The sequence below is a fragment of the Acinetobacter schindleri CIP 107287 genome (assembly GCF_000368625.1).
GTDB lineage: Bacteria > Pseudomonadota > Gammaproteobacteria > Pseudomonadales > Moraxellaceae > Acinetobacter > Acinetobacter schindleri.
In genome coordinates this window covers 1-13403 of the sequence record NZ_KB849586.1, presented here as the reverse complement: position 1 = coordinate 13403, position 13403 = coordinate 1, and the positions used below count along the sequence as shown (strand labels likewise).

The following is a 13403-nucleotide window of genomic DNA, read 5'->3' as shown; positions in this document are numbered from 1 at the left end:
TTAAAGCGAGAAGGAAAATGTCCAGTAGATATTGAGCACAGGCAGATTAAGTATAAAAATAATGTCATTGAATGTGATCATGGTAAGTTAAAGCGGATCATCAGGGCCACATTAGGATTCAAATCTATGAAGACGGCTTATGCCACAATCAAAGGTATTGAAGTCATGCGTGCACTACGTAAAGGACAAGCATCGTCATTTTATTATGGTCAGCCTCAAGGTGAAGTGTGTCTAATCAACAGGGTTTTCGGTCTCTAAGCACTTTTAAAAAGGAACTTCATCGACTCAAATCTCTATTTGCAACAGTGCCCCCTTAGCAATGGCAGCTATAGTTCAGTTCATTGGGAATAGAAATGAACAAGCAGAAAAAGTGGCTGAAAGCCTAAACTTATTTCCTGTACCTGCCACAGCCCTAGTTTTGTTTATCGTCCTAGCATCAGTTATGCCTCAAATTGGGCTTGCAAAAAGTGCAGCTCTTCAAGCTTTACCAATTTATATTTCTTTTGCCATTATTGCTCCATTCGTGGGTTGGATAATTGCTCGTATTTTTCGATTAGAATCTGGCTCTGCTAGTGCTGTGTCCTTTTCAGCATCATATAGAAATTCATTTGTTATTCTTCCATTAGCTTTTGCAATTCCGGGAAGTATGCCCATAATTCCTGCTGTAATCTTGACTCAGACTATCGTTGAACTATGCTTTTTACCAATCTATATTCGTCTGATACCTCGACTATTCAAAACCTAGAGATTTAAACATTTAAGTAGTTGTTATAGTTAGATAAAAGTATTCAGAAGCCCACGCTTACATCGAGTAATTTAATAAAGGGGGGGGAGCTAGCTCCCCCCCTCTTTTATTCATTTGCTAATTAAAACTTACTCGCAACTTGATATGTGATGAATGAAAAGATGTAGGCTAATGCAAACAAATAAGTTGCCATAATGATGGGCTGTTTCCAGCTGCCAGTTTCTCGTCTAATTGTTGCTAACGTAGCAAGACAATGGGGAGCAAAAATAAACCATACCAATAATGATAAACCTGTGGCTAACCCCCATCCATCCGGGCCTGAAATTTGACTTAACAGACTTTGAGTTACTGTATCTTCATCACCTGACATCGCATAAATCACCCCAAGAGCAGCAATTACAACTTCCCTTGCTGCCATAGCAGGAATGAGTGCAATACATATTTCCCATGTAAACCCAATAGGCGCAAATATAGGATGAATTAAATGTCCTAACTGACCAGCTAAACTATAGTTAATGGCCGGCATGCTTGCATTATCTGGTGGTTGAGGGAACGTGACTAGCACCCATAACAAGATAGACAGTGCGACGATAATGCCACCAACTCGTTTTAAGAAAATAGTTGCCCTATCATATAAGCCTAATGCAATATTTCTAATATCTGGAATTCGGTATGTGGGAAGTTCAAAAATAAAAATAGGGTGTGTTGACATTTACAGCCGATAAATTGAGCTAAAGAGGCAACCATATAAATATACAAGCTAAAGCAACAGCGCTTTGATAGTTACGTTTTAGCTTATCGTATCTTGTGGCAATTCCTCTAAATTGTTTTAATCTACAAAATGCATTTTCAACTAAATGTCTGATTTTATACATATACCAGTCCATATCATCATTGCTAGATTTGGCATTTGATCTTCGAGGAATGTTTGCTTTCGTATTACTTTCTCTAATTTTCTTTCTGAAACTTTCTGAATCATAGCCTTTATCTGCACATAGCATTTCTGACTCTGTTAAATCTAATTTTGATACAAGATCAGGTGCAACCTTAATATCATGTGAAGTTCCATCTGAAATAATAAATTCAATAGGATTACCATTTGAATCGATTGCTAAATGTATTTTTGAACTATTACCACCAATACTTTTGGAAATACTTTGATTCTTAATACCAGCTGAATGTTGATGCGCTCGTACATGGCTCCCATCGATAAAAATCCACTCTTTATCAGCATGCTGGCTGAATAATTTAAAAATATTCATAAACTTACTATTTTTAGACCATCGATTATATTTCTTAAAAATAGAATTTGATTTACCAAACTCTTGAGGTAAATCACGCCAAGGACAGCCTGTTCTAATTCGAAATAAAATCGCTTCAATAAAATTCCGTAAATTTAATTTGAGATAAATATTAAAGTGACGGAAAATAGCAAGTAACTTGGACCAGTGTTGATCATTTAGCATTGTTCGAGGCATAGCGAGTGTAAAATTGGGTTTGGCGATTTAATTTTACTATCTCGCTATTTTTTTAATCAACAAATGTCAACAGACCCTACTTTCAGTTTTATCTTTTCGAACCAATTTCAGAAACACTGAAACTAATAACGCTGAGACTATTCCCGACATATAAAGACCAAAAAGGACTAATCCTTGCAGACTTAACCAGCCGTAGATTAATTGGTTCGGAATAAATGCCGCGATCAATAAAGCATATACTGGCAATCTTGCTGAACAGGTCATCAAGGGTGCAATCATAATTGTTGCTAATCGGTCCCGTTCAGAGCTGATACTTCTGGTTGCCATAATTCCGGGAATCGCACAAGCAAAACTGGATAGCAGAGGAATAAATGAACGGCCGCTAAGCCCGGCTTTAGACATTAATTTATCTAAAAGAAATGCTGCTCGGGGTAAATAGCCTGACTCTTCAAGCATTAAAATGAAGAAGAATAAAATCAAAATCTGAGGCATATATGCAAGCACGCTACCTGCACCAGCAATTACCCCATCCACAACCAAGCTTTTTAATAGAGGATGTTGGATTAGTGGTCCAATAAAATCACTGAGCCATGCGACAAAATTTTCAATGAATTCAATAAAAGGCGTTGCCCATATAAATACCGCCTGGAACATCACAAACATGGTTAAAGTTAAGATTACTAAACCCAATACAGGATGTAGAAAAATTTTATCTAGAAATGCGGTTCTTTTATCACCACTGTCATTATTTAAAATAACTTGTTTGGTGATTTGTTTGACCTGTTCAAAATGACTTAATTCAGAATGATAAGGAGTAATAAAAAGATTTTTTTGATCTAATTGATTAATTAAATCTTGAATTCCTTTTGTTTTAACTGCGACAGCTTCAACTACAGGGATACCTAACAGTTGAGACAGTTTATCCTTATCAATGGAAATACCACGCTTTTTGACCTCATCCATCATATTTAATACAAGAATCATAGGGCGATTTAGAGCACGAACTTCGAGAACCAAGCTCAAATGTAAGCTTAAATTTGTGGCATCTACAACGCATATAAAAATATCGGGTAGAATTTCACCTTTTAGCTCGCCCAAACAAACTGCCCTGGTGACTTCTTCATCTAAACTACCAGGTTTTAAACTGTAAGTTCCGGGTAAGTCCAATACTCGTATTGCATCACCAGAAGGTAATTTAAAAGAACCTTCTTTTCTTTCTACGGTAACCCCAGCATAGTTGGCAACTTTTTGTCGCGTACCAGTAAGCGTATTAAATAAAGAGGTTTTTCCACAATTTGGATTACCGACTAATGCAATGTTCTTAATCTTCATTGGATACTAACTCTACAAAAATTCTTTCAGCTTCATTCTTTCTTAATGCGAATCTTGAAGTTTCAATTTGAACTAAAACAGGATCTCCGCCAAAAACACCTTTAGCGAGTACTTGTAGAGTTTCACCCTCTCTAAAACCTAATAGTTGGAGCCGTTCCAATACGGGATCAGTGGTATGACTGTATTGATTACCTTTTTTGAGATCTCTAATTTTGACGATCTGATTTTGTTTAACTTGAAATAGATTCATTTTCGATACTCTTACTTCAAAGCCAAAATCTTTCGAGCGCCATTAAGCACGAATAAAGAAACCAGGATGCCAATGATTAAGTCTGGGTAAGCTGATCCCGTCCACGCCACGAGTACACCGGCAAATATAACGCCCATATTTACGACAACGTCATTCGCCGAGAAAATCCAACTGGCTTTCATATGTGCGCCATCTTCTCGATGACCAGAAATAAGATATAAGCATGTCACGTTAGCTATAAGTGCGAGCAGGCCAATAACAATCATGAGCGTTGATTCTGGCTCGCTTCCAAACATGAATCGTCTAATGACATCAATAATCACGATGACAGCAAGTAATAACTGAATCCAACCTGCGAAATGGGCTGCTTTCACTTGATATTTCGCAGCTTTTCCGACGGCATATAGCGCAATACCATAAACGGCTGCATCGGCAAACATATCTAGAGAATCAGCAATCAATCCTGTAGACGCAGCAATAATTCCGCTGATGAATTCTATAAAGAACAGTAGAGCATTAATGCCTAATAACAGTTTAAGTACTTTAGCTTGTCTCACAGGATCAGGTTCATTAGGTACATCGCCTGAAGAAAGCTGTGTTTCATCAAGTTTCGCCCCAAAACCCAGTCCTTCAAGTTTGGCCGTAATTTGCTGACTCCCTTCATTATGGAAGACTTTCAGTTTTCGATTGGGAAGATCAAAAGTAAGACCTTTAACTGCTTCAATATCTGCAAGAGCCATACGGACCATTTGCTCTTCGGCAGAGCAATCCATTTTAGGAATGGTATAGGTACTTGTTTGCTTAGCTTGTTGATTGCTTATATAAGTTTCAGTCTTCACAAGCTTTGCACCAAAACCCAAAGCTTCAAGTTTGGTAGTTATATTTTCATCTTTTTGATTATGTAGAACCTTTAAAGACCGGTTAGGTAAATCAAAGATGAGTTTTTGAACACCATCAATTGAAGATAGCGCCATACGAACCATCTGTTCTTCCGCAGAACAATCCATTTTGGGAACTAAGTATTCACTCATGTAGTGCGAATTTTTTAAAACGTCTTCAGTGCTTAAATTTTCTTTGGGATCAGAACCACAACAGGATTGAGCGGTATCTTCACAACTGTTTGAAGTGTTACAGCAAGGAGATGAAGATTTTTCTTCTTCCTCTTCACCACAACAGCTAAGCGTATTATTACAATTCTTTGAATTGTTTGCTTCTGCAATTGATGGATGATTTTCTTGTTGAGATTTCTTATCTTTGCATGGTGTTTCTTTACTACATCCACAACCACTCATAATTATACCCATTAAAAAAATTTATAAACTTTGAATATTAGAATCCCTATAGTTACTATAGAGTCAAGATTTTTTGGAAATACCAACTCAATGCATTTAAAAATTGGTGAACTCTCTAAAAAAACCTCATGTTCAGTATTAACAATTAGGTTTTATGAAAAGGAAGGTTTAATTCCGGAACCCGAAAGAACGGAAGGAAATTACCGCCTTTACGATATAGGCTATGTTGAGCGAATTAAGTTTATTTTGAATTGCCGAACTTTAAATATGAGTTTGAATGAAATTCGTCAATTACTCACCTATAAAGATAATCCCAAGAAAAATTGTTCAGATGTGAATGAATTAATTGACTTACATGTCAGTGCTATCAGAGAAAATATAATCAAGCAACAAAAGCTTATTGAACAATTATCTGATTTAAGAGGTACTTGTGATGGTTTATGTACAATTGACCAATGTGGAGTTCTAAAAAATCTAGCTTGATTATCTAGACCTATGCTTTTTCAAAAACTCTGTATATCTTTACTTAAGGCTGCAAAAAGATTAAGGTGACTTAAATTTTGTGATCAGATCTTAGATAGCTTTGGTTAGCTTCCGATTGGTGTTTTAAATACAGATTTGTGTATGAAGAGAAAAACATTTCTAATCCAGATATTGGTACTCTTATTCACATTCCAGAATATTTGGAGTGTGGCAGAGGCTGCTTGTCTGCATGAAATGCCAAACATACCCAATTCAATACTCTCTAATCCAATCGATTTAGACGAAAAGAGTGATAGTCCTCGTCAAGCACTTTATTCCCTAGAAAACTATAAAGAAATCTATGACTATTGTCAGAAGGTTTGTTTTAACGAAAAGTGCAGTCATTTCTCAAATACAATCGTGATTCAGATTGACCCACCCGATGATCTGAAGCTTAAAGCTAATTTTGAGACCGGCATTACCCCAACTTATTTGGGAATAACTTTTTATAAACCCCCTTATCTGGATCAATTAACCCCGCCTCCCGATTTGCCCCTACTATTGGTGGGGTAGTCTTATAAAAGCCCACCACTCCTAATTTCATTATGCGTGGGGCATTTTCATGTCAAAAAACAAATTACATCAGGATACCTCCATCCTGAATTTATCCTGGTCAGCCTTAGGTAGCGGTATCTTGCTATCTGCAATGATCAGCTTCAGTACTTCCGTAGTCGCCAGTACTCAAGATTTAACGCTGCAGCAAGCTATTGAGCAGGTTAACCAATATCAAGCGTCCCAAAATTTCTGGGAAACGCAAAATAGTATTAATGCCACGAATCTTCAGCAAAGTAAGCTGTTTAAAAATCCTGAATTGTCAGTTGAACAAACGGGCTTTGGTTCAAATAATGAAAAAGAGCTTGCCATCGGTATATCACAACCTTTGGATATTTTTGGTGAGCGAAGAGCAAACCAAAAATTAGCCAGTCTCTCAATAGATAAAACAGCGCTGAAACAGAAGATTTATCAAGCACAAATTGAGCTTGCAGTGAAATATGTATGGTCGCAACTGGCCATTGCCGAACTTGAAAAAAACATTGTCAATGAACAACTTCGGGTGAGCGAAGAAAACCTTCAAGCAATCGAAAAGCGCTTTAATGCAGGCAGTATCGCGCAAGTAGATGTGAATCGCGCACGTTTAAGTCATGCTGAAAATATCCGTCTTTTTAGACAGGCCGACTTACAGGTACAAGTGGCAACCCAACAATTATCAAATTTATGGGGAACCTCTGATAAGTCATTGCAGGTAAACCTCTCTTCACAAAAGCTCTGGCCAAAATCGACTCATCAGCAGGTTCAAGAATATTTAGCGGAAAACTACGTTGAGAAATATCGAGCTTTACTGGTATTAGAGTCTCAAGCAACGGTTGATCAACTAAGGGCAAAGGCACGTCCTAACCCCACTTTAAACCTAGGTGTCAACCGCACCCAATCCTTGGAAAACTCCACACAAAATCAATTAGTAGTCGGAGTCAGTGTACCGCTCAATATTTTCGATCGTCAGCAAAATGGCATAAAAATCGCGCAAGAAAAAATGAACTTATTAGAGCGTCAGAAAGAGTTTTATCTAAAGCAAAATGCGCTGCAAATAGGCACAATTTTAACCGAGTTGCAGGGTTTAGAGCTGCAATTCAAAGTCGTTGACGAGACTCAAATTCCTTTGGCGACTCAAGTTCAAAGTAAGACGCTACAAGGTTTCTTGGCAGGCAAGTTTGCTTTAACCGATGTTCAGCAAGCCACGCTTCAATTACAAGACATCCGTCTGCGTAAAGTCCAGTTGTTACGGGATGGCTGGCAAAAGGCCATTGAAGCAGAAAGTTTGAGCTTAGGCATTAGCCCAAGTGAAGTCATGTCGAAAGATGCTATTGCACAAATCAATCAAAACTTATGGCAAGACATACAGGCCATGCCTGTCATTGGTGGGGGAAATTAACATGTTCGATCTTAAAAACAGCTTAAAAAAACAGAGCGGAAAAATCTCTCAACCTCTACTGATTGGTTTTGTCATCGGCGCAACCGTACTCCTCAGTATTTTCTTGATCTTGTCGGGTAAGAATAAATCTGAAACATCAGATGAACATGCAGAGGAAGAAGGCGCAGAGGAACATGGAAGTGAAGAACATGGCGGTGAAACCGAAGAGCATGCAGAAGGCGTGAGCCTGACGGCCAAGCAACTGGTGGAACAGGGCATACAGTTATCAGCGGTCGATCAAGGTCCGGTGGTTAAATTAAGTTCTTATCCTGCCAAACTGAATGTGAATACGGATCAGCAAGCGCATGTCTCACCGAGTTTTAGCGGTCATGTAGAAAATGTTTATGTAGAACTCGGCCAAAAAGTTCAGAAAGGGCAGCCTTTGGCTACATTGCTTGTTCCTGATCTAGTTGATCAGCAGGCCAATCTTAAAATTGAACAAACCAATCTGGAACTGGCGAAACAAGACTTTGAGCGTGAGCGTCAATTGTGGTCACAGGGTATCTCAGCAAAACAGGACTATCAACGGGCTTATAACAGTTATAAACGGGCACAAATTCAGGTTCAAGCGGCCCAATCACGTTTAAGCGCATTTGGTGCAGTGAATGCTAGTAACGGGCGCTATATTTTAAAAGCCCCAATTTCTGGCGTGATCAGTAAAAAGGATTTGGTTCTCGGGGAAAATGTTCAGTTAGCCGATCAACTCTTTACGATAGACCGGTTAGATCAACTCTGGCTTGAGTTTATTGTTCCAAATTCTGAAATTATGGGCTTAGCCCCGAATCAAAAGATCGAATTTAAATCCTTGCAAACAGAAAAGGTTTATCAAGCTGTTATTCAGACTTTAAATACTGAAGCGGATATTCAAACAGGTCGTCTTCAGGTGCGAGCAAAAGTTGAATCGAATGCAACCGAATTACGTCCAAACTTGATGGTGAACGTACAGTTGCAACAACGGAGTGAAAGTACCGCATTACGGGTACTTAAGTCCGCAGTTCAGAATGTCGATGGAAAAGATGTGGTTTTTGTCGCCACTCAGCATGGACAAAAAGTTGAATTCAGTCCGCAACCTGTGAAATTAGGGCAATCATCTGGGGAGAGCCAATGGATTGAAGTGGTGAGTGGGCTTAGTCAGGGACAAAAATATGCCGCTCAAGGCAGTTTTTTACTGAAATCCGAGCTGGAAAAAGGAGAGGCTTCACATGAGCACTGAAACTCCTCAAATTCCAGACCACGAATCGGTAAAACCTGAAGGACTGTTTGATCGACTGATCCAGTTTTCTATCCATAACGCAATCTGGGTCATGCTGTTTATTGCGGCTTGGATTGCTATTGGTATTTATAGTTATCAAAAGTTACCGATTGATGCTGTACCAGATATTACCAATACTCAGGTGCAGATTAACACTTCAGCCAATGGTTTTACGGCTTTAGAAATGGAACAGCGGATTACCTATCCAATTGAGAATGCCATGTCAGGCATGCCGAAAATGGAACAAACCCGTTCGATTTCACGCTACGGCTTATCGCAAGTGACCATCATTTTTGAAGATGGCACGGATATTTACTGGGCCAGACAGCTTATCAACCAGCGCTTGCAAGAAGCAATGGGAGAAATGCCTGAAGATGTGCAACCTAACATGTCGCCTATTTCGACAGGTTTAGGTGAAATCTATCAATGGGTGATTAAAGCCGAACCAAATGCTAAAAAGCCGGATGGAACCCCTTATTCGGCGATGGATTTACGTGAAATTCAGGATTGGATTGTAAGACCGCAATTACAGCGCGTAAAAGGCGTTGCGGAGATCAACAGTATCGGTGGCTTTAATAAAACCTATGTGGTTGCCCCTGATCTGAACCGATTGCAACAATTGCAAATTCCTTTGTCTGATTTACAAACTGCCTTAACAGAGAATAATGAAAACCGTGGTGCTGGCTATATTGAGAAAAATGGACAACAGCTAACGGTTCGTGTTCCTGGCACTTTAAACACGATTGAAGATATCCAGAACATCAGTATTGCCAATAAAAACGGCTATCCGATTCGGGTGGCAGATGTCGCCAATGTCTCAATTGGTCATGACTTGAGAACAGGGGCTGCAACCTATAATGGTGAAGAAACTGTATTGGGTATTGCCATGATGATGATGGGAGAAAATAGCCGTACCGTTGCTCAAGCCATTGATGAAAAGGTGCAATCGATCCAGCAATCGCTACCTAAAGGTGTGGTGATTGAGACTGTGTATGACCGTACGCATTTGGTTGATCGGGCGATCAAAACCGTTCAGAAAAATTTGATTGAGGGTGCAATCCTCGTCATTGTTATTTTATTTCTCTTTCTAGGTAATTTCCGTGCTGCGCTGATCACGGCTTGCGTTATTCCACTCTCAATGTTGTTTACCTTGACGGGAATGGCAGAGCAGAAGATTAGTGCAAATCTGATGAGTTTAGGGGCACTGGACTTCGGTATTATTATTGATGGTGCAGTGGTTATTGTAGAAAACTGTATCCGTCGGCTAGCAGAAGCTCAGAAGCTGAAAGGTGGTTTACTTAGCCGTTCTGAAAGATTTAAAGAAGTCTTCTTGGCTGCAAAACAGGCGCGTCGTCCTCTGATTTTTGGACAGTTAATTATTTTGGTGGTTTATCTACCTATCTTTACCCTGACGGGTGTAGAAGCCAAACTTTTCCATCCTATGGCAATGACTGTTGTACTGGCTTTAATTGGGGCCATGATTTTATCTGTCACTTTTGTGCCAGCCGCAGTTGCCCTATTTGTCACTGGAGAAGTCAAGGAAACCGAAAGTCGCTGGATGCATTGGCTTAAAACCAAATATGAACTGCTTTTAGATAAAGCCTATGAGCTTCGTTTATTTGTGACTATTGTGGCTGCCTGTATTTTAGTGCTTACGGGCGTGCTAGCCACTCAAACAGGTAGCGAGTTTGCACCTCAACTGGGTGAAGGTGATTTTGCTGTTCAGCAAATGCGTTCCCCAAGTACAGGGTTAGAACAGTCACTGAGAATGCAGGAAAATACTGAAAAGTTACTGTTGAAAGAATTTCCTGAAATTAAAGCGATCTTTGCTCGTACCGGTACAGCAGAAGTGGCCACAGATGTTATGCCACCCAACATTTCAGATGGCGTGGTACTGTTAAAACCTCATGATGAATGGCCTGATCCAAAACAAACGATTGATGAGCTTCGCCAAAGAATGATTACTTTCTTAGCGACATTGCCGGGAAATAACAGTGAGTTCTCGCAACCCATTGAACTGCGCTTTAACGAGTTAATTTCAGGGGTGCGAAGTGATGTGGGTGTCAAATTATTTGGTGATGACATGGAGATTCTAAATCGCGAAGCGAATAAAATTTCTCAAAAAATTAACTCAATTTCAGGCGCGACAGCCGTTAATGTAGAACAGACCAGTGGCTTACCCTTGTTGAATGTAGAGGTGGATAAGTCCAGAGCTGCACAATATGGCTTGTCGGTAAGAGCAATTCAGGATCTGGTAGCTACAAGTGTCGGTGGCCAGAATGTTGGAACAATTTTACAGGGAGACAAGCGTTTTGATTTTGTCATCCGTCTAGATGAATCCCAGCGTAGTCCTGAACAGTTAGCGCTACTTCCTATTCAATTGCCGAATGGTGGTTTAGTCCAACTGCAAGATGTTGCACGCGTTGAAAATATCCTGGGTATTAATCAGGTCAGCCGTGAAAATGGTAAACGTCGAGTGGTTATTACTGCAAATGTAGAAGGACGTGATTTAGGCTCATTCGTAACAGAGCTTCAGAGCACGTTATCCAAACAGGAATTACCAAGCGGTTATTGGATAGATTATGGCGGTCAATTTCAAAATCTGATGTCTGCAAAAGCGCGTATGCAATTGGTGGTTCCGCTCGCATTGTTGACGATCTTTATTTTATTGATGGCTGTATTCCATAATATCAAAGAAAGCTTACTGGTCTTTAGTGGTGTACCGTTTGCCTTATGTGGAGGCTTAATCGCGTTGTGGTTGCGTGACATTCCATTATCCATGTCAGCAGGGGTTGGCTTCATTGCACTATCGGGGGTGGCTGTACTGAATGGCTTAGTCATGCTCACCTTTATCAAAGAGTTGCGACAACAATATGACCTTTATTATGCAACGTGGCAGGGTGCAATTTTGCGTCTTAGACCTGTGCTGATGACCGCTTGTGTGGCGTCCCTTGGGTTTGTCCCGATGGCTTTGGCAACCGGAACTGGGGCAGAAGTACAGAGACCTTTAGCAACAGTGGTTATTGGAGGAATTATCTCCTCTACCCTGCTTACATTGGTTTTATTGCCCGTACTGTACCGCTGGATGAATGAAAAGAAAGTTTCTTAATCCAATAGATTAGTCGATTTACAGCAGAGATATTGGCTGTTATCCAATATCTCTGCTCATCATAAATAGAATAAGGAAAATATTTTATGTCAGAACATCATGATCATAGCCATGCGGTTGTTACTGAAGAAAATAGTAAGAAGTTAATGGTTGCCTTAGGTTTAACGACTACTTTTTTAATAGTAGAAGTTGTCGCTGCTTTTATTACCCAAAGTTTGGCTTTGTTATCTGATGCAGCTCATATGTTTACTGATGTAGCCGCTTTAGCTATTGCTCTTGCCGCTATCAAAATTGGTAAAAAAGCCGCAGATGATAAAAGAACTTTTGGCTATCAGCGATTTGAAATTTTAGCGGCTCTGTTTAATGCGGTGATGCTTTTTGTGGTAGCAATATATATTGTATATGAAGCTTATCAACGTTTTACGAACCCTGCTGAAATTCAAAGTGTTGAAATGATGATTGTCGCGGTCATTGGTTTGGTCGTAAATTTGATTTCAATGAAAATCCTTTCTGCTAGTGCTGAAGGAAGTCTAAATATAAAAGGTGCATATTTAGAAGTTCTTAGTGATGCTCTAGGATCGATAGGCGTGATTATCGGAGGAATAGTTATTTATTTTACCCAGTGGATGTGGGTTGATACCGTAATCGCTGTGTTAATTGGCTTCTGGGTCTTACCTCGAACTTGGATTTTATTAAAACAAAGTATTAATATTCTGCTTGAAGGAGTTCCTGATGAGATTGATATTGAGTCGTTAAGAAATGATTTATTGAAGCTAGAGGGCGTTGAAGGGATTCATCAGTTGAAAGTCTGGGCTATATCCTCAAAAAATATTCATTTAACTGCTCATTTGGTTGCTCCGAATAGCAATACAGATCAACTCTATCAAAAGGCCTTAGAAGTTCTAAAACATAATCATAATATTACTGAAATTACGTTACAAATAGAAAGTAAGGAATGTAATACATTGGAACAGCATAAACATTAAAGTGCTGCTCTTTCTACATAATGGACAGATGACTAGGCTGATAAACCTTACCATTTTCCTGTATTACACTTCTATTTATCACACGCACTTTAAACACCATCCTGAGACATTTTAAAATTACAAGAATGTAATTTATGAGTCCTCTGGGTGTTAATTCTTTAAAGTTAGAATATCTAACAAGTATTAAATGAGAGTAAATAAACATGCTATTCAAAAATAAATTTTGTACTAAATTACTGTTAATTAGTGCATTCTTTAGTATCGCAAGTTTTAGTTATGCAGATGGCGGCTTGTTATTTCTTGAAAAGAATTTAAAAGCTTCTAAAGTTGAAAATTCTAAACAAAAACAAGTTGAAAATAATGAATCAAATGAATCAAATGAATAGTTGGGTTGCATAAATAAATCAATTAGACTTATTTATTCAGCAATATAATTCCTGAATGAATAAGTTTATAACTAAAACCTAT

At 39.0% G+C, this 13403-nt stretch carries 12 protein-coding genes and 2 pseudogenes; 9 read left to right on the top strand and 5 right to left on the bottom strand.

Features of this window, described 5'->3' with window-relative positions:
• Both F955_RS15500 and F955_RS15495 read left to right on the top strand, forming a co-directional pair.
• Nucleotides 1–258, top strand: a 258-nt coding sequence (locus F955_RS15500) for a DDE-type integrase/transposase/recombinase (RefSeq protein WP_004897259.1), incomplete at its 5' end; no start/stop codon positions are given.
• A 61-nt stretch (nt 259–319) separates the two neighbouring features.
• Entirely contained in the window at nt 320–745 is a 426-nt protein-coding gene (locus F955_RS15495; protein ID WP_004897257.1) for a hypothetical protein, read from the top strand.
• A 121-nt stretch (nt 746–866) separates the two neighbouring features.
• Here F955_RS15495 and F955_RS15490 read toward each other — a convergent pair.
• The 5 genes and pseudogenes from F955_RS15490 to F955_RS15470 form a co-directional block, all read right to left on the bottom strand.
• Nucleotides 867–1451 (bottom strand): annotated as a pseudogene (locus F955_RS15490) (nucleoside recognition domain-containing protein); the annotation flags it as partial.
• A 25-nt stretch (nt 1452–1476) separates the two neighbouring features.
• Entirely contained in the window at nt 1477–2223 is a 747-nt protein-coding gene (locus F955_RS15485) for an IS5 family transposase (protein ID WP_026056797.1), read from the bottom strand.
• A gap of 78 nt (nt 2224–2301) precedes the next feature.
• Nucleotides 2302–3555, bottom strand: a pseudogene (gene feoB, locus F955_RS15480) (ferrous iron transporter B); the annotation flags it as partial.
• The gene (locus F955_RS15475; RefSeq protein WP_004665962.1) at nt 3545–3805 is read right to left on the bottom strand and encodes a FeoA family protein; all 261 of its coding nucleotides are present in this window, start codon (nt 3803–3805) and stop codon (nt 3545–3547) included. The pseudogene feoB and the gene F955_RS15475, both read right to left, overlap by 11 nt.
• A gap of 11 nt (nt 3806–3816) precedes the next feature.
• Nucleotides 3817–5097, bottom strand: a complete 1281-nt coding sequence (locus F955_RS15470) for a cation efflux transmembrane domain-containing protein (RefSeq protein ID WP_004781070.1) — start codon at nt 5095–5097, stop codon at nt 3817–3819.
• A 90-nt stretch (nt 5098–5187) separates the two neighbouring features.
• On the opposite strand from F955_RS15470, the gene cadR reads away from it, so the two are divergent.
• The 7 genes from cadR (at nt 5188) to F955_RS15435 (ending at nt 13321) form a co-directional block, all read left to right on the top strand.
• Nucleotides 5188–5580: a Cd(II)/Pb(II)-responsive transcriptional regulator gene (gene cadR / locus F955_RS15465; RefSeq protein ID WP_004281856.1), complete on the top strand. Its 393-nt coding sequence runs from the start codon at nt 5188–5190 to the stop codon at nt 5578–5580.
• Nucleotides 5581–5721: 141 nt separating this feature from the next.
• On the top strand, nt 5722–6132 hold the full coding sequence (locus F955_RS15460; RefSeq protein WP_004733191.1) for a hypothetical protein: 411 nt from the start codon (nt 5722–5724) through the stop codon (nt 6130–6132).
• A gap of 49 nt (nt 6133–6181) precedes the next feature.
• Entirely contained in the window at nt 6182–7549 is a 1368-nt protein-coding gene (locus tag F955_RS15455) for a TolC family protein (RefSeq protein WP_004897249.1), read from the top strand.
• A 1-nt stretch (nt 7550) separates the two neighbouring features.
• On the top strand, nt 7551–8801 hold the full coding sequence (locus tag F955_RS15450; protein WP_004733187.1) for an efflux RND transporter periplasmic adaptor subunit: 1251 nt from the start codon (nt 7551–7553) through the stop codon (nt 8799–8801).
• Nucleotides 8791–11949, top strand: a complete 3159-nt coding sequence (locus F955_RS15445; protein ID WP_004781064.1) for an efflux RND transporter permease subunit — start codon at nt 8791–8793, stop codon at nt 11947–11949. The genes F955_RS15450 and F955_RS15445 overlap by 11 nt, the downstream gene beginning before the upstream one ends.
• An 86-nt stretch (nt 11950–12035) precedes the next feature.
• Nucleotides 12036–12935, top strand: a complete 900-nt coding sequence (locus F955_RS15440; protein ID WP_004733183.1) for a cation diffusion facilitator family transporter — start codon at nt 12036–12038, stop codon at nt 12933–12935.
• A gap of 203 nt (nt 12936–13138) precedes the next feature.
• Nucleotides 13139–13321, top strand: a complete 183-nt coding sequence (locus F955_RS15435) for a hypothetical protein (protein ID WP_004897244.1) — start codon at nt 13139–13141, stop codon at nt 13319–13321.
• Nucleotides 13322–13403 lie beyond the last annotated feature (82 nt).